Below are 19,574 nucleotides of genomic sequence, written 5' to 3'. Positions count from 1 at the left end.
AGCGATTCGGCGACCTGAACATGCACGGCACGCTCGGAGGAGTACTCCGCGCGATGCTCCATCACAAGCCGCACAGCCTGGCTACGAAGCGTTGAGTCGATCCTCTTGGGCACGTGTCCCATCCTCTCTGCTACCTCACAACGAGGCGGCAGAAAAGCCAGAACGGTTCATTCCGCCGCGCTGGCGAAGCAGGCCGTCCCACCAAAACCGAACCACGGCTCATCGGCGCCGTCCCGCCTCGCCGGGGACGGCGGGACGGGGCGGCAGCCGCGAGGCGAGCGGCTCGGCGACGGCTTCCTCGCGGGCGACGTCGTCGGCGCGACACGGGCCGCACACCGTTCTGTCCCCGGCCCGGACGGCGGTCCCCTGCACGGTGATCCCCTCCCAGCGCTCGTCGCTGAACTTCCGCCCGCACCGCGTACACACCAGGCGCTGCGCCTCCCGCTCAGCGGCACGGCGCCGCTGCTCCTCCGCGTCCGCGCGGGCCTGCTGGGCGCGGTAGAGGGTGGAGCCGTCGGGGTTGTCGAGCGCGTCTGTCAGCGTCTGCCCCTGGCTGCGTCCCAGGTGTCGCCACACTGCCGCATCGGTGCCGTGCTCCGTCAGCTGTTCCAGGGGGGGTGACGACGACGGGGACCGCCTGGCGGTAGTCCCGCGCGGTGAGGGCCTTCTCGTAGAGGGAGTTGTACCGGCGCGGCGCCCAGTAGCGGCGACCGGCCTCCTCCAGCTCGGCGACCGAGCTGGCGACCTTGGTCTCGGTGGTGTCGGCGCACACGAACGCCACCGGGGCCAGGCCCTCGCGGTCGGTCGGCGGGTAGACGCGGCGCCACGGCTGCTTGTCGTGGTCGACGTGCTCGATCGCGTCCGGCCGGGAGCGGAACAGGTCCACGGTGAACTTGTCCGCGTCCTCCGCCAGCAGTCGGCCCCACTGCCCCCGTACCGGCGCAGCTTGACGACCAGGTCGTGCGCGTCCTCGGAGCGGCGGTCGATCTCCACCAGGAGCACGGGCACACCGGCCTGCGGCGCCCGCATCACCAGGTCCGCCCGCTGCACGTACCCGTCGGCGAGCCGGTGCCCGATCTCCGTCTGGAGGCCGAGCCGGTGGCCGATGCCTGCGCGGTGGAGTTCGGCGGCCGTCGAGGTGACCGCCGCGGCGTGGTCGTCATAGCCGGTGCCCAGCAGCTTCCGGGTGACTGGGGGGTACTTCTTCGCGCGCAGCGCCGAGACCCCTTCGGCTCCAGCAGCTGTTTGGCCTCGTCGTGTCCGCGCTTGGTCAGCACCCACACCTGCCGCTGGTCTTTCCGTACCGTCTCGATCCGCACCAGGTGGTGGTCCTCCAGGTCCGGGAGGTTGTCGCGTACGAGCTTGTCGTGCTGGTTGCCGGGACGGGTCAGATTCCAGAGCTGGTCGGGCGTAGTCCTCTGGAAGATTCCCAGCGCCTGCAGGAGTTCCTGGCGTCGGGGCCCGGTGGAGTTCTTCCGGTGCTGCGGACGCCTTGCTACATCTGCATGAGGGATGTCTGTGCTGCGGCGACCCCCTGTCCGTCGGGCCTGACCTGCGGAAAGGCCCGGCTTCTGACGGCGGGGCGGGGATGATGGAGGGGTCCACGGTGGGGGGTCTGTCCGGCCGGGTCAAGGGGCTGCGCCGGCTCGTCTGCGGTGCTCGCCACAGGACGCTCCTGAAGGAGGGGCGGGCCTGTCCCGCCATTCACCTTCTACAGGTGCGGTTGTCGGGTTCCGTGTGACGCCGGCCTCGGAGAACCTCTCCGCCGTGACCACATCGTGATCAGTCCCGGAGGGGAAAGTTCTCCCCTCTGGCGGCCGGGCTCTGTCCGCAGGCCCGCGGTTCGAGGGTGTCTTCGAGGCCGCCGCGATCAGCGGGGCGGCCCGTACGTCAAGGAGCACCCATGCCTGAGAACACCGTCACCGCGCCGCTCGCCCCGATGGAGCCGGGCGACGTCGCCGCCGCCTTCGCCTACATCCGGGCGATGCAGGCCGACGACATCGACACCGCCTGCCAGGTCGCCGACCACACGGCCCGGAACTACACCGGCTGCTCTTGGACGTCGCCGCCCGCGTCATCATCCCCATCACCGCTGCGGACGACGGCGGCGGGGAGCCATGCGAGCACTCCTTCCTGGCCGCCGCGCTCGGCGGGCTCCTGCTGGAGCTCCTGCGCGACGGCGCACGGCCCGGTGGTGGCGCAGCGCGATCCCCAGGTGATGGTCGGGGCGGCGGGCTGACCGACAAAATCGATCTGGCCTGTGACACGCGAGGTCGCCCGCTCGCTTTCGTCGTGGCGCTTCTGGCCTCGGGGTTCCTGGCGTTACCGGGGCATCGGGTGCGCTGCGGTCGTCCGCTGTCGGCTCTCGCCGGGCCGCATCTCAGGCAGGGTGGGAGATGGCTCAGGCATCGTCCGGGGGAAGGCCCGTCGGTAGTCGCTCGGGGAGACGCCGACCTGCTTGAGGAAGTGGTAGCGGAGGTTGTTCGCCGTGCCGAGGCCGCTCAGCTCGCCGACCTTCTCGATGGGCAGATCTGTCGATTCCAACAGGCTCTGGGCCCGTGCCAGGCGCTGGTTGAGGAGCCACTGCAGCGGTGTCGTCCCGGTGGCCTCTCGGAGTCGCCGGTGGAGGGTCCGCGTGCTCATCGCGGCACGCCGTGCCAGGTCCTCGACCGTCAGGGGGCGGTCCAGGTGGGCACGGGCCCAGTCCAGTACCGGCCCCAGGCTCCTGTCGTCGGCGGTGGGCACGGACAGGTCGATGAACTGCGCCTGGCCGCCCGGCCGGTGAGCGGGGACCACCATCCGGCGGGCCAGTTGGTTTGCGATGTGCGCGCCGAGATCACGGCGTACCAGGTGGAGGCAGAGGTCGAGTCCTGCGGTGAGCCCTGCGCTGGTGAGGACGTCGCCGTCGTCCACGTACAGCACCGAGTCGTCGACTTCCACCTTCGGGTAGCGCTCGGCGAGCTGGGCGGTGTGCATCCAGTGGGCGGTGGCGCGGCGTCCGTCGAGCAGGCCCGCCTCGGCGAGCGCGAAGGCGCCTGTGCACAGGGAGACCATGCGGGCACCCGCGTCGTGGGCGCGGCGCAAGGCAGTGATGAGTTCCGGCGGCAGCGGCCGGCCCTCGTCGACGCAGGGGTCGGGCACCGAGGGGACGATGACGGTGTCGGCGTCGACGAGGTCGTCGAGCCCGTGGCGCGTCCGCAGTGACAGACCGGTCTCGGCCGGAGAGTTGTCCTGCCCGCCCTGCCCCGTATTGCACAGCCGCAGGTCGTACCAGGGGTCGGCCAGGTCGGGCTGCGGCTTGCCGAAGACCGTACAGGGGATGCTCAGTTCGTAAAGGTCCCACGAGGGAAACCCGATGTCGTCGGTCACGACCAGGGCGACGGAGCCAGGATTCATGCCTCGTAGGGTACGGCGGGAATTTGGTGGACACCGTCAACAGTGTCACTGTCGACGGCCACCGTGCGCTGCGATCTTGGAGCTCACATGACCGGCCGCCACAGAGCGGACGAGCAAGGAGACTTCGCATGCGTTCTGACCACCCGGCAGTGACCGTGATCGGACTGGGCTCGATGGGGTCGGCACTGACCACCACCCTGCTGAAGCGGGGGCACGGGACCACCGTGTGGAACCGCTCGGCGGACAAGGCCCGGCCGCTCGCCGACCGGGGCGCCCGCCTGGCCGCGACGCCCGAGGAGGCGATCGCGGCGAGTCCTCTGATCATCGCCTGCGTACTGGACTACGAGGTGCTGCACGCCGTCCTCGACCCCGTCGCCGGCTCCCTCGCGGGCAAGGTTCTCGTCAACCTCTCCTCCGGTTCCCCCGAGCAGGCCGACGAGGCAGCCGCGTGGGCCCGGTCGCACGGCGCCGACTACCTCGACGGCGCGATCATGACCACCCCGCCCGGGGTCGGCAGCCCCGAGATGATGTTCCTGTACAGCGGCTCCGGCGCCGCCTTCGAAGCGCATCGTCCGACGCTCGGGTCGCTGGGCGACCCGCTGTACCTGGGCGCCGACCCAGGCCTGGCCTCGCTCTACGACGCCGCGCTGCTCGGCCTGATGTGGTCCACCATGACCGGCTGGCTGCACGGGACCGCGCTGGTCGGCGCAGAGAAGACACCAGCCACGTCCTTCACCCCTGTCGCGATCCGCTGGCTCACCGCCGTGTCCGGCTTCCTGGCCACCTACGCGCCCCAGGTGGACGCCGGCCACTACCCGGGCGACGACGCCACTATCGACGTCCAGCTCGCGACAATCGACCACCTCCTCCACGCCGCGGCCGCCCGCGGCATCGACAACGCCCTGCCCGAACTCCTCAAGTCCGCCATGGAACGGGCCAAGGCCGCGGGCCACGGCTCCGACAGCTACGCCAGCGTGATCGAGGTCCTGAAGAACCCGGCGGACCGCACATGACCGCGACACCGGCAGCCGCCCCTCACCCCGCACCGAACCCGGCGGCTCCCACTGCCACCACGCCCTACGTTCTGTCGTCAAATGTCACGCCCACATCAGGAGTGACGCGAGGGTGACGGCGGCTTCGTAGGACCCGGCGGTCTTGTCGCAGCGGGTGGCGATGCCGCGCCACTGCTTCAGGCGGTTGAAGCGGCGTTCGACGACGTTGCGGTGCTTGCAGGTCTCGCGGTCGAAGGCCGGCGGGCGGCCTCCTCGGCTGCCTCGCCGGGCCCGGTTGCGGACCTGGTCGGCCCGCTCGGGAAGCGCGTGGGCGATGCCCTTGCGGCGGAGCCAGGCGCGGATCGCCTTCGAGCTGTAGCCCTTGTCGCCCAGGACGCGATCGGGCCGGACCCGGGGCCGACCGGGTCCGATCCGGGGCACCCGGACCGCCTCCATCACGGCGGTGAACCGGGTGCAGTCGTTGGTGTTGCCGCCCGTGACAACGAAGCCGAGCGGACGGCCCCGCCCGTCACAGGCCAGATGGATCTTGCTGGTCGGACCGCCTCGGGACCGGCCGAGGGCCGGGTCGCGGAGCCCCTTTTCGAGCCCCGCCGCGTGCTGATGGGCGCGGACGACCGTGGAGTCGACCGACACCAGCCACTCGATGTCGCCTGCCACGTCCGCCTTCGCCTGCGCGGCCCGCAGCATCCGGTCGAACGTGCCGTCCGCCGCCCACCTGCGGAAACGGGTGTGGAGCGTGGCCCACGGCGCCGTAACGCCCGGGCACGTCCCGCCATGCCGTCCCAGTCCGGAACTTCCACACGATTCCGTTCAGAATCCGGCGGTCATCCGGCCGCTCCGCCCCCCAACGACTCGGGCAGCAGCGGCCGGACGAACTCCCACTCGGCATCGGTCAGCTCATGACGACGTATCACGCCACCATGATCCACCACCCAAGATCATTTGAAGACACCGCCTAGTCAGCGGTGGATCCGGGAGGCTGAACCCGTGGGGGTGGCGGTCTCGATCAGCTGCCAGGGCCGAGGCCGCCACCCCTCCCCTGTCGATGTGCTGCTGCTCAGACTTCCTCGTCGGTGCCGGGCGACTTCCTCGGCACTCCAGCCGACCACTACCGCCACGTCCTCGTGGGACGTGTAGACCCCGCCGAGCCAGTCCAGCAGCGCGCTTGCCAGGCTCTCGGGAATGTCGCCGTGGTCCACGTCGAGACTGTTGCCGGCCTCGACACTGTCGATGTGGATCCACTTCCCATCGGGGTCGAGGCGCTGTCCTGCGGCGGTGTAGGACTCGTACCCGCCGACGCCAACAGCGATGACCTCGCCGGTTCGCCAGTCGGTGATGTTCCAGGTGGCCTGTACGTCCGGCTGCCAGCCGATCTGCCCGCCGCTCACGATGCCGTGCCCGGCCTTCTCCAGACGGTCGATCTCCTCTTGCCGGGCCTGCGTCTCGGCGAGGTCCCGCCGGAGGACGGCCTCGATGTGCTGCAGGACGGGGCCGGTGATAAGCGGAAGGCTGGTCGTGGTGTCGGTCATGACGCCTCCTGGAAGACGTCCGCGGCTACAGAAGCATGGCTTACCGGTCCTCGCGGGTGCAGAGGTGTCCGGTCGGGCAGGCGTCGCAGCCCTTGTAGTCGACGTACCCGGAGGTGTGGGCCTTGTCCCAGAGGTCTTGGGCCTGTTCGAGGGAGTCCACGCCGTGGTTGCCGAGGAGGTCTTCCGGCTTCATCTCTTGGAGTTGGGACCTGCCGATCCGGAGGAACATGACAGCGGCGGCGACATCGGCGGGAAGCTTCTCGATGCCGTGGGGCATGCAGGTGGTAGCTGTCAGCACGGACTTGTCGTCCATGAAGCCCCACTGCTCCCCCGGGTGGTCCGGCTTCCTCGACACGAAGCGGACGAGGGCGATGTCGTTCTCCTGATCGGAGACCACGAGGAAGGCGCCCACCGCGTGGAGTCGGTGGATCGATTCGCGAACACCCTGATCGTCGAGGTCCGGGGCGGTACCGACGATCTGCTGAAGCGGGAGGAGACTGGCTTCGTTTCCGTCGTGGTAGACGGGGAGGTGCCCGGTGTCGATCACCGTGTCGAGGACGAGGGCGGCCATGGGCACCTCGTCTCCATAGAGCGGTCCGAGCCGGGCGGCTCGGCGCAGGAAGTCGATCTCCTGCTCCCCGACCTCAGGGTGCGTGATCTCATCGAACCGCATGTTGGCTGGCACGCTGAGCCACTCGTCGTAGCAGTCGCCGGGCGGCTGGAGCTGGCGCAGCGTGTAGCCGCGCTGGCGGGGCATCTTGGTACGGCGGGGCTTGTTTGGCCGCTTCCGGCCCATGAGTCCTCCCGAGGGGTGCGAGCGGCCCGTACGGAGCCAGCGCAGCTGGGGCAGCGGTGGCGGCTGCCCCAGCTGGAGAACTGCGATGGGCCGGAATTGGTCGCGGCCAGACCTTCGGAGGCACCCCGATTGGAGTACGGCGGGACTCGACCACCAGGCCCGAGGCCGCACCACCCCGCGCCCTGCTCGTGTGTCAGGGCTGGGCCATGTCGACGAAGCGGCCGTGGTGCACCTGCGCGGCCGCAGTGACCGTGGCCAGGAGCCCGAACCTGTTCCTCTCGATCACGACGTCGACCTCCCCCGCCCTGGGGGACTCGGGTTCGTGGAGGTCGAGGCGCTCGACCCGGAACACACCGATGCGTCGTTCTTGATGGCCCGGGACCGCGCATGAGGCCGTCGTCGTTGAGCTGGGAGAGCGCGATGACGTGGCAGTCCAGGCGACGGAGAGGTTCTTCAGGCCACGTGAGACGCCGCCGACGGCCTGCTCGCGGGTGGCGTTGCGGGCCTGCTCGGTCTCGACGAGCTGGACGTAGTCAACGACGAGGACGTCCAGGCCGCCGCTGCGGACTCTGGCGCGCTGTTACAACGGGTCCGGCCCGCGGATGCCGCAGCTCCGCTTCTTGCTGCCCTTCCTGCGCAGCTCCTCCGCGGTGAACAGCGCAGGCAACCGAGACCAAAAACGTGACGCGGCTCCCCGCATTCTGCGGCTTCATTCACCTGTGCTTCGAACGCCTCCAGGCCCTTCTCTGGGGTTGGAAAGGGTGACGCAGTCCCAGCGGTGCAGCCGCGCCCCTCCCGAACCGATGGCATCCAGTCGGGGGTCAGGGGGGCGGGGTCGGTCGGACGCGGCGTTTCGATCGCGCCGTGGCATCTCGGCGACGGCCTGCCGGAAGGAGTCGCCCGTTAGCGAGCCGTTGGCTATCCGTTGCACGGCAGTGGAACGCTTGGCCTGCCGGCAAGCACTGACACGAAGCATCATGAACCTCGACGGAGTTGACAGCACTGTGAAGCGCACCCTTTCCGCTGTGGGCGCGGCCGCCGCCGTGATCGTCGGCACGATCGCCGCTGCCCCCGCGGCCTCGGCTGCCGACGGCTACTGCGGCAGCTCGGTAAGTGCCGAGCGCAACGGATACTGGACCTTCGTGCCCGCTACCAGCGGCGGATCGACCTCCTGCGTCATGAGCCGCGGTGCGAGCAGTGAGGCGGTAACCGAACTCCAGCAGGCCCTGACCATCTGCCACGGCCTGGACACGGGTGGCATCGACGGCGTCTACGGCGCCAAGACCGAAGCCGCCGTACGCACCGTTCAGTCACAGCACGGCCTTTCGGCCGACGGCATCTACGGCCCGAACACCCGCAACGTCGTCTCCTGGCGCTGGTACGCCAATATCGGCGCTACGTGTGCGCGCCTCTGACGACGACCCACACACTACAGGGGAACCACAATGACCACTTTCCAGAAGCGCATCGTCGCGGTCGTCGCCACGGCGTTCGCCGCCGCCTTCCTGGCGCTCGGCACCACGTCCTCGTTCGGGGAGCAGGCCCCGCAGTTCACGGTCCAGGCCGGCAACGTCGTCAACCTGCCGTGAGCGCAGGAGCCCTGATGAGCATCAAGACCCGCGTCGCCGCGCTCCTCGCCACGGCCGTGGCCGCCTTCGGCCTCGCCCTCGGAGCCACCACACTCCTGTCGGACTCCGACACCGCCGTCACGGCCGGCACCGTCACCAACCATCCGTAGGGCAGGGGGAACCATGAGCGTCAAGACCCGTTTCCTGTGCGCCGTCGCCGCGGCCGTGGCGGCCTTCGGCTTCGCCGCCGGGGCCGTCACGCTGGTGTCGGCCGCCGACACCAGCGTCCAGGCCGGCAACGTCATCAACCTTCCGTAACACCAAGGGGAACCGACATGATCCGCACGTTCGCACTCGCGCTCGGCGTGCTGTCGCTGCTCGCGCTCGGCCTGACCGCCGCCGAGGGCATCACCGGCGGCACCCAGCACGTCTCCGCGCACACCATCGTGCCCGAGTAGGCAACACCAGCCGTACCGCCGCTTCCCCGGCCCCCCTCCGTCAGAGTGCGGAGAGGGGCCGGACGCGTGAGTATGGCGGGCCCCGCCCCCCCCCTGATCGGCAGTCACCGACCAGCGTCGCTCTTCGCCTCACTTTGTTGTTGCTTGAACGGTGTGAGGAAGGTGGGGAGCAAGAAGCATGCGCGGGCCCCGCCGACCGTCAAGGTGGCCGGGTCTGTGATCGTGGACCTCAGCTGGTCGTCAACTGATGAGCCCGCACTTCGAACTCAATGCGTCCGTCGAGTGACTCCAGTCCCCAGGGAGCGACCAAGATCTTGACCGTGTCCGCCGTGCCCGAGCTGTTGCCGCCGGCCAGGACGTCGCAGAGTATGCCCACCTCGACGGGATAGCTGGAGCCGGGGTGCAGGTCCTCACCGCTGAAGACGGGCCACTTGTCGATGAAGGTCCACTGCTGGTTATGGGCGTCGGTGAAGCGGACTTCGACCAGGCCGGGCTGGGGCTCGTCATCGACCCACCCGACCGCCTCGCAACGCAGGAAGACCATGGGCAGACTCTGCCATCACGGCCTGCGTCGGCAGCCGGATTTCGCCGCTGCCGACCGGTCGACGGTGCACACGGAGTCATGCGGAGCGGGACGACACCGGCAAGGCCGGTGGGAACCGACGGCCGGGCGGCTTGCGGTGTGCGAGCAGGACGCCGATGGTGACGGGCTGCTGGCAGTGGGAGCAGCTTCAGGCGCGACGTCGATCTCCGACGCGGTGGGGCCATTACCGCGCATGCAGGGAGCAGGTACACCCACTTGAGGTCGTCGGCGGGTCCGAGGGGCCCCGCGCGCGGGGAGCAGGGAACCTGCATGGCCCGTGTACGGGAGCAGGCGTAACGCTTGAGGCCGCGCCACTCCTGCTCGGGACCATCCCCGCTCGGGCGGGAAGCAGACTTTGGTAAGCACGGTGGTAAGCCACCGTCGGCATGGTCGACACGCCGACAAGCGAACACACAGGCCCTCACCTCCATCCACCAGCGCCAGAGCCAAGCCCCCGCTCCTCTGCTTGGCCGTACAGCAGCCGTGCGGCCAGCCTTGGTTCAAGCGCAGCAGACCGCGGGTCCGCGAATCCAGGCGCCGATCGGCCAAGCCCTCGACGACTGCATTCGAACACTAGCCGCACCAGAACACGTGATCGTGATCACTTTCCGGTGCCGTAAGTGGAACCGATGCGGGTGTGCGGACACTTGTCGCTGTGGAGTCCCCCTTGAATGAACGGATCCGGTCCGGAGACCGGGCCGCGTTCGCCGAGATCTTTGACGAGCACGCACGAATCGTCTACGCCCATGCCGTCCGGACGACAGGCGACCGGATCGCCGCCGAGGACGTCATGTCCCTCACCTTCCTCGAGGCATGGCGATTACGACACAAACTGGCACGGGAAGTCAGCAGCGTCCGCGGCTGGCTGCTGGGCATCGCGAGCAACGTGATGCGCAACACCGCCCGGGCAGCCCGCAGGCACCGGGAAGCGATGTCCCGGCTGCCTCCCCCGGAGCCACTGCCCGACTTCTCCGACGAAGTCGTCAGGCAGATAGCTGACGGCCAGCGCCTGGCCGCCGTATCCCGGGCGCTGCGGCGCCTGAAGCGGACCGAACGCGAGGTGTTCACCCTGGTCGTCTGGTCCGACCTCGGGTACGCAGCCGCCGCCGAAGCGCTGGGGGTTCCGGTCGGCACCGTACGGTCGAGGCTTTCCAGGGCCAGGGGAAAGCTGTACGGACTCGTCGAGGAGGAACTGGCAGTCGTCGCACAAAGTACGGAACCGCAGCGCCGCAGCGGACACGTACCAGATAGCGGGGTGGCCCCATCCCGCGCTTCCCACAGGAGGGGGACTCGATGAACGCGGAGCAGCGTGAGCAGGCACAGGAGGCGCTGCCGGCGCCGTCCATCCCGGAACTCCCGACCGGTCGGATGGAGGCCCGCCGCCGGCATCTCCTGAGCGAGATCGACCGCCAGGACCGGGCTCGGTCCCGCCGCCCCGCCCCGCGGCTTCGTGGGTGGATGGTCCTGATGCTGGGAACCGCTGTGGCCGCTGGTGCCGCCGCCGTCGTCGTTCTCGGCATCAGCTCTGGCACTCCGGGTGGAGTACAGGTATCCCCGGCGACCGCGGCATCCGTCCAACTGCTCGAGAGGGCTGCCCTGGCCGCCAACACGATGCCTCAGAAGGAAGCGCGCGCCGGGCAGTACGTGTACGTGAAGACGGTCGGCCACACGTCAGCGCTGTCCGAGAACCAGAACGGGCAGATGGATCTCCTGCGGGAGAGCGAGAATCTCGAGCGGTGGACGTCAGTGGACGGCAGCGAGAACACACTGCAGCGCAAGGAGGGCAGGGACACCTTGCTGCCGGGCTCCGAGGGCGGGGGGAACCTCAACTCACCGACCTACCGTCTGCTGGCCACCCTGCCGACCGACTCCCAAGCCCTGCTGAGGATGATCCGCGACGATGCCGAGAAGAACCACGGCGCCGGTTCGGACTCCACGACGGGACCAGATCAGCAGACCTTCGTCGCCATCGGCGACCTGCTCCGCAGCGGTGCCACCAGTCCCGAACTCACCGCTGCCCTCTACCGGGCCGCCGCTCTCATCCCCGGCGTCGAAGTCGCGCCCGACGCCGTCGATGCCGCAGGACGACGCGGAGTCGCCGTCGCCCGCACCCACGCCGGCGAGCGCAAGGAATGGATCCTCGACGAGAACACGTCCCGCCTCCTGGGCGAGCGGACCGTACTGCTCGCGGACAGCGCCTGGGGCAAGGCGGGCACAGTCGTGTCCTCCGTAGCAATCGTGGCCAGCGGCATCGTCGACGACGCCGGCCAGACTCCGTGAGAAGCCAGGAGGGATAGGGCCAACTACACCCAAGCTGACGGCCACACGAGATCAAACATTCAAAGTAAGAGAGTCGAAGAATCGCCGTGGTAGATCACGCACAAGTGATCGACCGTGAACGCACTGTCAGCTTCCTGTGTCTAGTCGCGAACCACACCACAGGAGCAACAACATGCGTATCGCACAGGCTCTCGTGCCGGTCGTCACCGCCTCCTGCAGGGCGCTCAGGCACGTTCCGACATCCCGACCCGCGAGGTCTTCTGCTACGACACGGCCGACCAGGCAGGCGGACGAGGCCGCCATGCCGTCCGACGCGGAGGCCGGCACTGGGAGGATGCAGACCGGGCGTCCTGAACAGCCAGCACACACCAGAATCTCGCCACGCCCCGAGCCGACACGATCGGGGCCCGTCCAGAAGTCCGAGGCGAAGGCCTCCCCGACCACGTCGAGCTACAAGGAGCGGGCGGGCCCGACCGGCCAGATACCGACTCAAATCACGAGAGCCGGATCTGACTCACTTTCCCCACACGAACGGGAACCAGCGGAGCCTCTGGCACAGGGCACCTCCCCCGCAGACGCAGCAGGCCTTGTGACCCGCAGTCTGCCCGACGCCCAGGTCGACTTGGCCTGGAGCACGTGTCAGCATGACGCGGTGACGCAGATCATCAAGGGGGAAAACCTGCCGGTACCCGGGCAGGTTTGGAAGGTCGCGGTCGCCCGGGGGGGCGGCCGGCAGCGGAGTGCCGGAGGTCGAGGTCGCCGCGCTGCTCGTGGACGCGACGGGCCGGGTCGGGGGCGACGGCGACCTGGTCGTCCGTCAGAGGCGAGCGCACACCTCTGGCGCGGTGCGTTTCCTCGGGCAGGTGGCGGGTGAGGACGGGAGTGTCGCCGACTGGCTGGAGATCGACACCGCGCGTGTCGATCCCGGCGTCCAGCGGATCGTGATCACCGCCTCCAGCGGCGAGGGGACGTTCGGACAGGTGCCCGGACTGCTCGTCCGGACGGTCGGCGCCGGTACGGGGGAGCTGCTGGCCCTGTACGTGGTCGAGGGCGCGACGACCGAGAAGGCGTTCGTCCTCGGCGAGTTCTACCGGCGCGGCGACGCGTGGCGGTTCCGCGCGGTGGGGCAGGGGTACGACTCCGGGCTCACCGGGCTCGCGGAGGACCACGGCATCGCGGGCGAGGCGCTGGAGGGAGCCCGCGATCCGGGCCCCGGGTCCGATCCTGGACCTGGTGCTGGGCCCGTGCTTATCGCCGGCGTCGCCAAGGTCTCCGCCTCCGGGGCCTCGGCCTCGCGGCCTGCCCCGCTGCCCGGCCGACTCGTCCCGTCGCCGGCCGCCGGCTCGGCGCACAGCCCTGCCCCGGCTCTGGCATCCGACGTGTCCGTCCCGGCCGGCCCCGCTCCCGAAGCGCCCGCCCCCACGCCGGCCGAGCCGTTCCGCCTGACCAAGGCGGATCCCTCCGCCCGCCCGTTCGGGGAGCCGTCCTCCGCCGCCGGACTCTTCGGCGAGGACTTCCCGGAGTTCGTCCTGGAGGGCAGCGGTTCGCAGGAGTTCGCCGTCGACGAGCCCCTGCCGACCGGTTTCTACGTGGTCGACACGGAACGGTCGGGCGACGGCTCCTTCATGGTGGAGTCCGTGGACGACAGGCCCGGCCTCGACCTGCTCGCCCACACGAGACTGAAGGACTTCCGGGGCCGGACCCTGAGACGGCACGACGGCAGCGGCCCGATCCGACTGCGGGTCCACGCCACGGACCGGGCATGGAAGATCACGTTCCGACCGGTGAGCGTGATCGAGGAACTCGGCCGCGGGGCAACGGGCCGGGGACGGGACGTGCTGCTTCACACGGGGCCCGCCGCCGAGCTGCGCGCCCGACTGCGCCCGGAACACGAGCTCCCCTACTTCCAGGTGGAGTGCAACGCACCCCGGTCCCGTGGCATCTGGGACGCCGACGTGCTCGTCAGCGAGTCGTACAAGCAGCCGGAATACCGGCTGCGGCTGCCGGAAGGCCCCGTACTGGTGCGGCTCACGGACGCCGAAGGCGCCTGGTCCCTGGAGGTTCTGCCCACCTCCTAGCCAAAGCGTCTTGCAAAAGGTCCGGCTTCGGCAGGCAGAAGTGGGGTTCGACCGTTGTTCCGCCACCGCGTCCGACGAGGTTGTGCATGGTGGCGACGGCCTGGTCCACTCGGTGGAAGGCGTCCCCGCGTCTACGGGGAGCACTGGCGGGGCCAAAACACCCAGCATGCCACTCCCCCACAGAGGCAGGACCCATGGTGAGCGTGGCGGCGAGTACGCCACGAGCATGGCGACTGTGGTGGTATCACCCCGGCGTCGACATCACCGACAGCGAAAGCAACCTCGACCTCCAACACCACACACCCGGCACCCTCCCACGCCACGCCCCCCTCCCTCCACCAGCGCACCGCCGGCCGCACCAGATCCCTGACCCGACCGATCGCCCGGCGCCCAGCCACCCACGGTCGCGAGATCGGAACTCGGTGGCGCCGCATCACGCCGGGCCGCCGGGCGCTGCTGGTCCTGGCCCATTGCTCAGGAGGAGCCTGGCGGCCCGTACACACCGGCCAGCTCGACCGCCAGACGTGCGAGCCGGTCCCTTGCCTCCGGCGGATCCAGCACCTCGATGCGTGCCCCCAGCCCGGCCAGCTGTGTCGCGACGACCTCCGGGGTCGGCCCGTCGACCCGTATCTCCGTCCACCCGTCGGGGAGCATCGGACCGACGTGCAGGCGCCCGTCGAACAGCCGCTCCAGAATCGCCATGGCACCCGGCTCGGCCCGGGCCCGCACCGTCGCCGCGTACAGCCGCTCCTCCAAGCGCGCGGCGAACGAACGCCAGACCGTGGGCAGATCGAAGTCGGGCGGCCGTACGACGGGCTCGCCGGTTGCCTGGACCGAGGTGACCCGGCTGAGCCGGAAGGTCCGCAGGCCCCGCTCCGTCTCGGCGACGAGGTAGTCGTGACCGGCCTTGGTCACGAGCCCGAGCGGATGGACGGTTCGCACGCCCGCGGGCTTGCCGGGCCCTGCGTACCCAAGCCGCACCTGGATCCCGTCCACCACGGCCCGCCGGAGCGCGTCGAGGTGCGGCCCGGTGGCCGTCACCTCGGCGCGTGACCAGTTCGTGGCGTCGGTGAGGCCGGCTCGCGAAGCGGCCTCGGCGCCCGCACGCAGGGGTGCGGGCAGCGCACGTACCAGCTTGCGCAATGCCGTACGGAGTTCGGGCGTCGTTGACGAAGGGCCCGCGAGCAGGAACAGCGCCCTGATCTCCTCGGCGGTCAGCCCGGTGAGGTCCGTACGGGCGCCGCCGACCAGCGACCAGCCGCCGCCTCGGCCGCGCTGCGAGTAGACGGGGATGCCGGCGATGGACAGGGCCTCCAGATCGCGGCGTGCGGTCCGCGGCGACACTTCGAGTTCGGCGGCGACCTCGGCCACGGTCACACGGGTGCGTGACTGGAGGAACAGCAGGGTTGCCACCAGGCGATCAGCTCTCATGGCGGCATCCTCTTCCGGAAAGAGGCCAGGAGATGACCTGTTCGGCTTCCAGGATGAAGTCATGACACACATGGAGAACACCCCGCGGTCCACCGTCACCCCTCACGCCACCGACGACCCTCGTCAGAGCCTGCTGAAGGCAATCGCGCTGGCCGGAAGCACCGTCGCCGCAGTCCGGCCCGAGCAGTTCGACGGGCCCACGCCCTGCACCGAGTTCACCGTCCGGCGGCTGACCGGGCACCTCGTCGCCGTGCTGCGCCGGATCGCCCTCGCCGGGCGCGGTGGCGACGTGACGACTCTCCCGACGGTCGTCGACGACCTCGCGGACACCGCATGGCAAGAGGCCTGGGACGCCGCGGTGCGTGAGGTCGAGGCGGCGTGGGCGGATCCCGCGATCCTGGGCCGGATCCTGACACTGCCGTTCGGTAACCTGCCGGGTGCTGCCGCCGCAGCCGTCTGGACCTCGGAATTCACCGTGCACACCTGGGACATGGCCACCGCGACCGGGCAGTTCCCGGACTGGGACCCCGAACTCGTGGCGATCTCGCACGCCGCCATGGAGCGCGGGCTGCCCGCCGGGCCGCGTGACGGTGCGCCGTTCGGGCCCGCGGTGGACGTCGACGCCGACGCGCCGGCCATCGACCGCCTCGTGGCGTGGTGCGGACGCAAGCCGTAGGCAGCATCCGGAACGGGGAGGGCGGCCCGGGACAGCGGCCCGGGCCGCGCACCACGGTCGTGGAGATCACGGGCAACGGAGAGGCTGAGCCAGCCAGTGCCGGTGAAGCTGGGCGTGTGGCTCTCGAACACACCAAGAGCCGACAGGACAGGCTCACCGCGGAGCAGCGCGCCGCCCTCGCCGCGCTGGGCATGGAATGGGCGGGCGTGATGCCGGCATCCGGCCGTTGAGCCGCACCGCGCGAGGCCCTGGACGCGACGGTCCCAGGGCCTCGCGCAGCATCTCGGCAACTGCTCCGGTGCGGGGCGCGCCACCCTGGTTAGGGCCTCACCAGAAATTCGCCCCGGAGCGCGGGGAGCAGGTCGGCGACCCGGTCGAGTTGTTCGTGCTGGGCGTGCAGGTCCAAGGCGCCGAGGCGGACGACGACGTGCTGGGCGCCGGCGGCCGCGTACCGCGTCAGCCGCTCGAGCACCTGCTCGGCGGAGCCCGTGACGACGGCCTGGACCTTCTCCAGCTCCTCCAGCGGCATGCCGTACGTGGCCCGCGCGTAGGCGTCCAGCGCGCGCCGGCCGCGCTCGGGGTCGTCGTCGACGCGCACCGAGACGAACAGCGCGGGCGTGACGTCTCCGACGGCGCGTCCGGCACCGGCCGCCGCCGCCCGGACCGCGCGGAGCCCGCACGCGTAGTCGCCGGGGTCGGGCGGATAGGGCAGCCAGCCGTCGTACGAGCGGCCGGTCCTGGCCAGGGCTGCGGGAGTGGCCCCGCCGAGCCAGACGGGCGGCCCGCCCGCCCGGTAAGGCCTCGTCACGGCCGGGATGCCGTCGAACCGCAGGAACGCGCCGTGGAAGGAGGCCGCGCCGTCCCACACCGCCCGCCACAGGGCGACGGTCTCGTCCAGGCGCGCGAAGCGCCCCGCCCACGGCAGCTCGGACAGCGCGTAGAGGGGCCGGCCGAAGCGGCCGGGGAAACCGGCGCCGACCGTCACGACGAGCCGGCCGCCGGACAGCAGGTCGACCGAGGCGAGGGACTGCGCGGCCTGCACCGGCCGGCGCAGGTGCGGTAGCAGCGCTGCCGTCCCCAGCGTCACGGCCTGCGTCGCGGGGGCTAGCGCGGCCAGCATGGTCAGCGCCTCGATGCGCGGGCCGATCAGGGTGTCGTTGACGAAGAGGGAGGAGAAGCCCGCCCGTTCGGCCCGGCGCCCGAAGGCGACCAGGTCCCGGGGGTCGTCGGCCGGTCCCCACTGGGCGGATCCGGTAGGAAGCAGTACACCGATGTCCATGCCGGGGATCGTCGGCGGTGGCGACGGTCCGGCTCAATTCCCTCGGGGGAATGGTCCGGAGGCCCGCCCACCGTTACAACAGGACCGTGGACTTCCCCCGCGCCCTCCGCGAGCACCGCACCCGCCGCCGCCTCAGCCAGCTCGACCTCGCGCTGCGGGCGGGCACCACCCAGCGCCACCTCAGCTTCATCGAGTCCGGCAGGTCCTCACCCGGCCGGAACATGGTCATGCGCCTGGCCGACTCGATGGACCTGCCTCTCCGAGAGCGCAACGAGCTGCTGCTGCACGCCGGTTACGCCCCCGCCCACCCTGAGACCCCGCTCCACGGACCGGCGCTGGCCCCCGTCCGTACGGCCCTCGACCACATCCTCCGCGGGCACCTTCCCTACCCGGCGTTGGTCGTCGACGGCGGAGGCGGCCTGATCGCCGCCAACACCGCTTTCGACCTGCTCGCCGAGGGCGCCGCCCCCGAACTCCTCGGCCCGGGCGCGAACGTCTACCGACTTGCCCTGCACCCCCGGGGCATCGCGCCCCGCGTCCTCAACCTCGCCGAGTGGGCCCGCCACGTCCTGGCCCGCCTCGGCCACCTGGCGGAACTCCGCGACGAACTCGCCGGATACGTCCCCGCCCCGGACCCGTCCGGGGCGGCCCTCGGGTTCGCGGTGCCGCTGCGCCTGCGCTCCCCGTACGGCGAACTCCGCCTCATGACGACCGTCACGAGCTTCGCCACCGCCGTCGACGTGACCCTCTCCGAGCTGAAGCTCGAAGCCTTCCTCCCGGCCGACCCGGCGACGGCCGACGCGCTCCTGGCAGCGGCAGCGGTGACTCGGGCGCGGGCGGACGGGGAAGCAGAGCGGCGGGAGTGACCTCCTAGGCCGAACAGAACCACGGGGGGCGGTGCGGGTCATGCGGAGATCGGCGGTCGCCGCGGTCACGGGGTGCGTCGTACCGGCGACGGCGTCCTGGCCGGGGACACGGGGGCGGCGTCGACACCGGGGCCCGGGGACGGCGGACGACGGGCGGGCGCGGCTCGTCTGGGAGACCCCGGGCAGGACTCGGTCCGAGCATGCCGTTACGCGGGACATGCCCAGGGTCAGGAACTGAGGGCTCGGTGGTATCGGGTGTAGGTCTCGAAGACCTCGGCGACCTCGAAGCCGAGCCGGGTCAGCACGGTGCTGCTCTTGCAGTTTCCGTGGGTGACGCCCGCGAAGACGTCGGTGGCACCCAGCACAGCGGCTCCGTACTCGATCAGCGCGCGGCAGGCTGCAGTGGCGTACCCATGTCCTGTTGCCTCGTGGTCGAGCCAGTATCCGAGGCCGTACTTGGGTGGGTTGACGGCAACAAGGTCAACGCGTCCGATGAGGGCGCCGTGAAGGAGGATGCCGCGGCGGAGGGACGGGCTGGGGTCGTTGAGCAGCTCGGCATGTGCTGTCTTGTAGTCCGAGGCGGCCAGCGTCTGGTAGTCGCCGTGCTGGGTGAGATGTTCACGATTTCGGTCGATGAGTGCGTAATATTCGGCGGCTCGCTCAGCGGTGAGGGCACACAACGTCAGTTGAGAGACGCCGGTTTCAAGTGTGGGACACACGTGCTTGTCGTGGTGACTAGCGGCCATATCGGCTGACCCTACGACGAAGGGCTGGCCCCTGCCATGGCATTCCTGGTGGCGTGAAGCGACTGAACGATGGTCGGCCGTGCACCCGAGGCGGGTGCCGGAGACAGCCGTCGGCCAGGTCCGGGCGGTACAGGATCTGGCCGAGCCTGTACTCACACTCCGGGTGATCTGGCCCAGGTCGGTGCCGGCAAGGCTGCCAATGTCGCGTGTGACCCGCGACCAGGCACCTTTCCCGCGGGTGGGATCCTCGGCGCGCAGGAGGGAAGCTGGAAGACGCGGCGCGCCGGACGTCTGCCGGTACGCGGCACGGGCCGAGGCGTGTCGGAGCAGCGGTCCCCTCTCTCGCGGCCGTCAGGCCGGCGGCGGTACGGGCCCACTGATCGGACGGAAGCCGGTCGGGGACGTCAGGGCCCGGACCGACTTACTGAAACGGTTGCCGCGCGGGCGATTTCGCCAGTTGCCGCCACCTGGGCGCGGGCTACGGAAGGCTTCCGAGCCCTGTGTCGAAGCGCTGGCAAGCTTGCCGGTCAACGTCCAGACCGGCGGGACGGGCCCTCAGTCGAGCCAGATGACCATGGCGTGGCCATCCGAGGCCGCGGCTTGGAAGAACTCCGTCAGCGGGGTGAACAGGTCTCGGGCCCAGTCCAGCGACGTCGGCGAGTCCCAGATCTGTGGGTAGATCTCAGCGACGGCGAGTTCGGAGTGATCGATGCCGTGGATCAGCTGGTCATACGTCATCTGCGCCAGTGTGTCGGCGGCCAGCCCTACACGGTCGGCAGTCGGGCCTTCCCCCGTGATGGTGGACACGCTTCGGTGATCACGCGGCGAGTGTGAGCTTAGCCGCGTGGTGTCGGCGTTCGTATTCGTTGGGGCTG

At 70.3% G+C, this 19,574-nt stretch carries 22 protein-coding genes and 2 pseudogenes; 12 read left to right on the top strand and 12 right to left on the bottom strand.

What is annotated here, in order from left to right:
* Positions 1-219 precede the first annotated feature (219 nt).
* Entirely contained in the window at positions 220-576 is a 357-nt protein-coding gene (locus tag ACFW1I_RS33305; RefSeq protein ID WP_384676978.1) for a hypothetical protein, read from the bottom strand.
* Between the two features lie 1,327 nt (positions 577-1,903).
* Here ACFW1I_RS33305 and ACFW1I_RS33300 point away from each other — a divergent pair.
* Positions 1,904-2,239 carry a hypothetical protein gene (locus ACFW1I_RS33300; protein WP_384676976.1) on the top strand — a complete coding sequence of 112 codons (336 nt, stop codon included), beginning with the start codon at positions 1,904-1,906 and terminating at the stop codon, positions 2,237-2,239.
* 83 nt (positions 2,240-2,322) lie between these two features.
* On the opposite strand, the gene ACFW1I_RS33295 is transcribed toward ACFW1I_RS33300, so the two are convergent.
* Entirely contained in the window at positions 2,323-3,396 is a 1,074-nt protein-coding gene (locus ACFW1I_RS33295) for a GlxA family transcriptional regulator (RefSeq protein ID WP_384676974.1), read from the bottom strand.
* Between the two features lie 128 nt (positions 3,397-3,524).
* Between ACFW1I_RS33295 and ACFW1I_RS33290 the strand changes: the two genes are divergently transcribed.
* On the top strand, positions 3,525-4,409 hold the full coding sequence (locus ACFW1I_RS33290) for an NAD(P)-dependent oxidoreductase (protein WP_384676972.1): 885 nt from the start codon (positions 3,525-3,527) through the stop codon (positions 4,407-4,409).
* Between the two features lie 84 nt (positions 4,410-4,493).
* Here ACFW1I_RS33290 and ACFW1I_RS33285 read toward each other — a convergent pair.
* The 5 genes and pseudogenes from ACFW1I_RS33285 to ACFW1I_RS33265 all read right to left on the bottom strand — a co-directional run.
* Positions 4,494-5,323: pseudogene (locus ACFW1I_RS33285) on the bottom strand (IS5 family transposase).
* A 45-nt stretch (positions 5,324-5,368) separates the two neighbouring features.
* Positions 5,369-5,938 carry a hypothetical protein gene (locus ACFW1I_RS33280; protein WP_384676970.1) on the bottom strand — a complete coding sequence of 190 codons (570 nt, stop codon included), beginning with the start codon at positions 5,936-5,938 and terminating at the stop codon, positions 5,369-5,371.
* Positions 5,939-5,978: 40 nt separating this feature from the next.
* Entirely contained in the window at positions 5,979-6,695 is a 717-nt protein-coding gene (locus ACFW1I_RS33275) for a hypothetical protein (protein WP_384676968.1), read from the bottom strand.
* A gap of 232 nt (positions 6,696-6,927) precedes the next feature.
* Positions 6,928-7,086: a hypothetical protein gene (locus ACFW1I_RS33270; protein ID WP_384676966.1), complete on the bottom strand. Its 159-nt coding sequence runs from the start codon at positions 7,084-7,086 to the stop codon at positions 6,928-6,930.
* Positions 7,087-7,188: 102 nt separating this feature from the next.
* Positions 7,189-7,287 (bottom strand): annotated as a pseudogene (locus tag ACFW1I_RS33265) (hypothetical protein); the annotation flags it as partial.
* A 424-nt stretch (positions 7,288-7,711) separates the two neighbouring features.
* Here ACFW1I_RS33265 and ACFW1I_RS33260 point away from each other — a divergent pair.
* The 5 genes from ACFW1I_RS33260 to ACFW1I_RS33240 are packed head-to-tail and all read left to right on the top strand — an operon-like array spanning position 7,712 to position 8,760.
* The gene (locus ACFW1I_RS33260) at positions 7,712-8,149 is read left to right on the top strand and encodes a peptidoglycan-binding protein (protein ID WP_384676964.1); all 438 of its coding nucleotides are present in this window, start codon (positions 7,712-7,714) and stop codon (positions 8,147-8,149) included.
* 30 nt (positions 8,150-8,179) lie between these two features.
* Positions 8,180-8,323: a hypothetical protein gene (locus tag ACFW1I_RS33255; RefSeq protein WP_384676962.1), complete on the top strand. Its 144-nt coding sequence runs from the start codon at positions 8,180-8,182 to the stop codon at positions 8,321-8,323.
* A 14-nt stretch (positions 8,324-8,337) separates the two neighbouring features.
* Positions 8,338-8,472, top strand: a complete 135-nt coding sequence (locus tag ACFW1I_RS33250) for a hypothetical protein (protein ID WP_384676960.1) — start codon at positions 8,338-8,340, stop codon at positions 8,470-8,472.
* Positions 8,473-8,485: 13 nt separating this feature from the next.
* On the top strand, positions 8,486-8,620 hold the full coding sequence (locus tag ACFW1I_RS33245) for a hypothetical protein (RefSeq protein WP_384676958.1): 135 nt from the start codon (positions 8,486-8,488) through the stop codon (positions 8,618-8,620).
* Positions 8,621-8,637: 17 nt separating this feature from the next.
* Positions 8,638-8,760 (top strand): hypothetical protein, encoded by a 123-nt coding sequence (locus ACFW1I_RS33240; RefSeq protein ID WP_384676956.1) that lies wholly within the window; start codon positions 8,638-8,640, stop codon positions 8,758-8,760.
* A gap of 229 nt (positions 8,761-8,989) precedes the next feature.
* On the opposite strand, the gene ACFW1I_RS33235 is transcribed toward ACFW1I_RS33240, so the two are convergent.
* Positions 8,990-9,304 (bottom strand): hypothetical protein, encoded by a 315-nt coding sequence (locus tag ACFW1I_RS33235; RefSeq protein ID WP_384676954.1) that lies wholly within the window; start codon positions 9,302-9,304, stop codon positions 8,990-8,992.
* Between the two features lie 706 nt (positions 9,305-10,010).
* Between ACFW1I_RS33235 and ACFW1I_RS33230 the strand changes: the two genes are divergently transcribed.
* The 3 genes from ACFW1I_RS33230 (at position 10,011) to ACFW1I_RS33220 (ending at position 13,701) form a co-directional block, all read left to right on the top strand.
* Positions 10,011-10,640 carry an RNA polymerase sigma factor gene (locus ACFW1I_RS33230; RefSeq protein WP_384676952.1) on the top strand — a complete coding sequence of 210 codons (630 nt, stop codon included), beginning with the start codon at positions 10,011-10,013 and terminating at the stop codon, positions 10,638-10,640.
* Positions 10,637-11,623, top strand: coding sequence for a CU044_5270 family protein (locus ACFW1I_RS33225; protein ID WP_384676950.1), 987 nt, complete (start codon positions 10,637-10,639; stop codon positions 11,621-11,623). Before ACFW1I_RS33230 ends, ACFW1I_RS33225 begins: the two co-directional genes overlap by 4 nt.
* Positions 11,624-12,363: 740 nt before the next feature.
* Positions 12,364-13,701 (top strand): TerD family protein, encoded by a 1,338-nt coding sequence (locus ACFW1I_RS33220; RefSeq protein WP_384676948.1) that lies wholly within the window; start codon positions 12,364-12,366, stop codon positions 13,699-13,701.
* 474 nt (positions 13,702-14,175) lie between these two features.
* Here the strand turns inward: ACFW1I_RS33220 and ACFW1I_RS33215 are convergent, their stop codons facing one another.
* Entirely contained in the window at positions 14,176-15,132 is a 957-nt protein-coding gene (locus tag ACFW1I_RS33215; RefSeq protein ID WP_384676946.1) for a helix-turn-helix transcriptional regulator, read from the bottom strand.
* A gap of 61 nt (positions 15,133-15,193) precedes the next feature.
* Here ACFW1I_RS33215 and ACFW1I_RS33210 point away from each other — a divergent pair, with 61 nt between their 5' ends.
* The gene (locus ACFW1I_RS33210; RefSeq protein WP_384676944.1) at positions 15,194-15,808 is read left to right on the top strand and encodes a TIGR03086 family metal-binding protein; all 615 of its coding nucleotides are present in this window, start codon (positions 15,194-15,196) and stop codon (positions 15,806-15,808) included.
* A 319-nt stretch (positions 15,809-16,127) separates the two neighbouring features.
* Here the strand turns inward: ACFW1I_RS33210 and ACFW1I_RS33205 are convergent, their stop codons facing one another.
* The gene (locus tag ACFW1I_RS33205; RefSeq protein WP_384676942.1) at positions 16,128-17,087 is read right to left on the bottom strand and encodes an LLM class flavin-dependent oxidoreductase; all 960 of its coding nucleotides are present in this window, start codon (positions 17,085-17,087) and stop codon (positions 16,128-16,130) included.
* An 86-nt stretch (positions 17,088-17,173) separates the two neighbouring features.
* On the opposite strand from ACFW1I_RS33205, the gene ACFW1I_RS33200 reads away from it, so the two are divergent.
* Positions 17,174-17,953 carry a helix-turn-helix domain-containing protein gene (locus ACFW1I_RS33200; protein WP_384676940.1) on the top strand — a complete coding sequence of 260 codons (780 nt, stop codon included), beginning with the start codon at positions 17,174-17,176 and terminating at the stop codon, positions 17,951-17,953.
* 227 nt (positions 17,954-18,180) lie between these two features.
* Here ACFW1I_RS33200 and ACFW1I_RS33195 read toward each other — a convergent pair whose 3' ends face one another.
* Both ACFW1I_RS33195 and ACFW1I_RS33190 read right to left on the bottom strand, forming a co-directional pair.
* Entirely contained in the window at positions 18,181-18,699 is a 519-nt protein-coding gene (locus ACFW1I_RS33195) for a GNAT family N-acetyltransferase (protein ID WP_384676938.1), read from the bottom strand.
* Between the two features lie 555 nt (positions 18,700-19,254).
* Positions 19,255-19,574: DUF1877 family protein (locus ACFW1I_RS33190; protein WP_384676936.1), on the bottom strand; the 320-nt coding region annotated here is incomplete at its 5' end.

The sequence above is a fragment of the Streptomyces sp. NPDC058955 genome (assembly GCF_042741435.1).
Lineage (GTDB): Bacteria > Actinomycetota > Actinomycetes > Streptomycetales > Streptomycetaceae > Streptomyces.
The sequence above is the reverse complement of the archived record's forward strand: the minus strand, read 5'-3'. Positions and strand labels throughout refer to the sequence as shown.

Excerpts from the sequence above, each read along its gene's own strand:
- ACFW1I_RS33205 (WP_384676942.1), bottom strand. The coding sequence starts at position 17,087 with ATGGACATCGGTGTACTGCTTCCTACCGGATCCGCCCAGTGGGGACCG.
- ACFW1I_RS33210 (WP_384676944.1), top strand. The coding sequence starts at position 15,194 with ATGACACACATGGAGAACACCCCGCGGTCCACCGTCACCCCTCACGCC.
- ACFW1I_RS33255 (WP_384676962.1), top strand. The coding sequence starts at position 8,180 with ATGACCACTTTCCAGAAGCGCATCGTCGCGGTCGTCGCCACGGCGTTC.
- ACFW1I_RS33295 (WP_384676974.1), bottom strand. The coding sequence starts at position 3,396 with ATGAATCCTGGCTCCGTCGCCCTGGTCGTGACCGACGACATCGGGTTT.
- ACFW1I_RS33240 (WP_384676956.1), top strand. The coding sequence starts at position 8,638 with ATGATCCGCACGTTCGCACTCGCGCTCGGCGTGCTGTCGCTGCTCGCG.
- ACFW1I_RS33225 (WP_384676950.1), top strand. The coding sequence starts at position 10,637 with ATGAACGCGGAGCAGCGTGAGCAGGCACAGGAGGCGCTGCCGGCGCCG.
- ACFW1I_RS33235 (WP_384676954.1), bottom strand. The coding sequence starts at position 9,304 with ATGGTCTTCCTGCGTTGCGAGGCGGTCGGGTGGGTCGATGACGAGCCC.
- ACFW1I_RS33250 (WP_384676960.1), top strand. The coding sequence starts at position 8,338 with ATGAGCATCAAGACCCGCGTCGCCGCGCTCCTCGCCACGGCCGTGGCC.
- ACFW1I_RS33300 (WP_384676976.1), top strand. The coding sequence starts at position 1,904 with ATGCCTGAGAACACCGTCACCGCGCCGCTCGCCCCGATGGAGCCGGGC.
- ACFW1I_RS33290 (WP_384676972.1), top strand. The coding sequence starts at position 3,525 with ATGCGTTCTGACCACCCGGCAGTGACCGTGATCGGACTGGGCTCGATG.
- ACFW1I_RS33245 (WP_384676958.1), top strand. The coding sequence starts at position 8,486 with ATGAGCGTCAAGACCCGTTTCCTGTGCGCCGTCGCCGCGGCCGTGGCG.
- ACFW1I_RS33215 (WP_384676946.1), bottom strand. The coding sequence starts at position 15,132 with ATGAGAGCTGATCGCCTGGTGGCAACCCTGCTGTTCCTCCAGTCACGC.
- ACFW1I_RS33280 (WP_384676970.1), bottom strand. The coding sequence starts at position 5,938 with ATGACCGACACCACGACCAGCCTTCCGCTTATCACCGGCCCCGTCCTG.
- ACFW1I_RS33195 (WP_384676938.1), bottom strand. The coding sequence starts at position 18,699 with ATGGCCGCTAGTCACCACGACAAGCACGTGTGTCCCACACTTGAAACC.
- ACFW1I_RS33275 (WP_384676968.1), bottom strand. The coding sequence starts at position 6,695 with ATGCCCCGCCAGCGCGGCTACACGCTGCGCCAGCTCCAGCCGCCCGGC.
- ACFW1I_RS33260 (WP_384676964.1), top strand. The coding sequence starts at position 7,712 with ATGAACCTCGACGGAGTTGACAGCACTGTGAAGCGCACCCTTTCCGCT.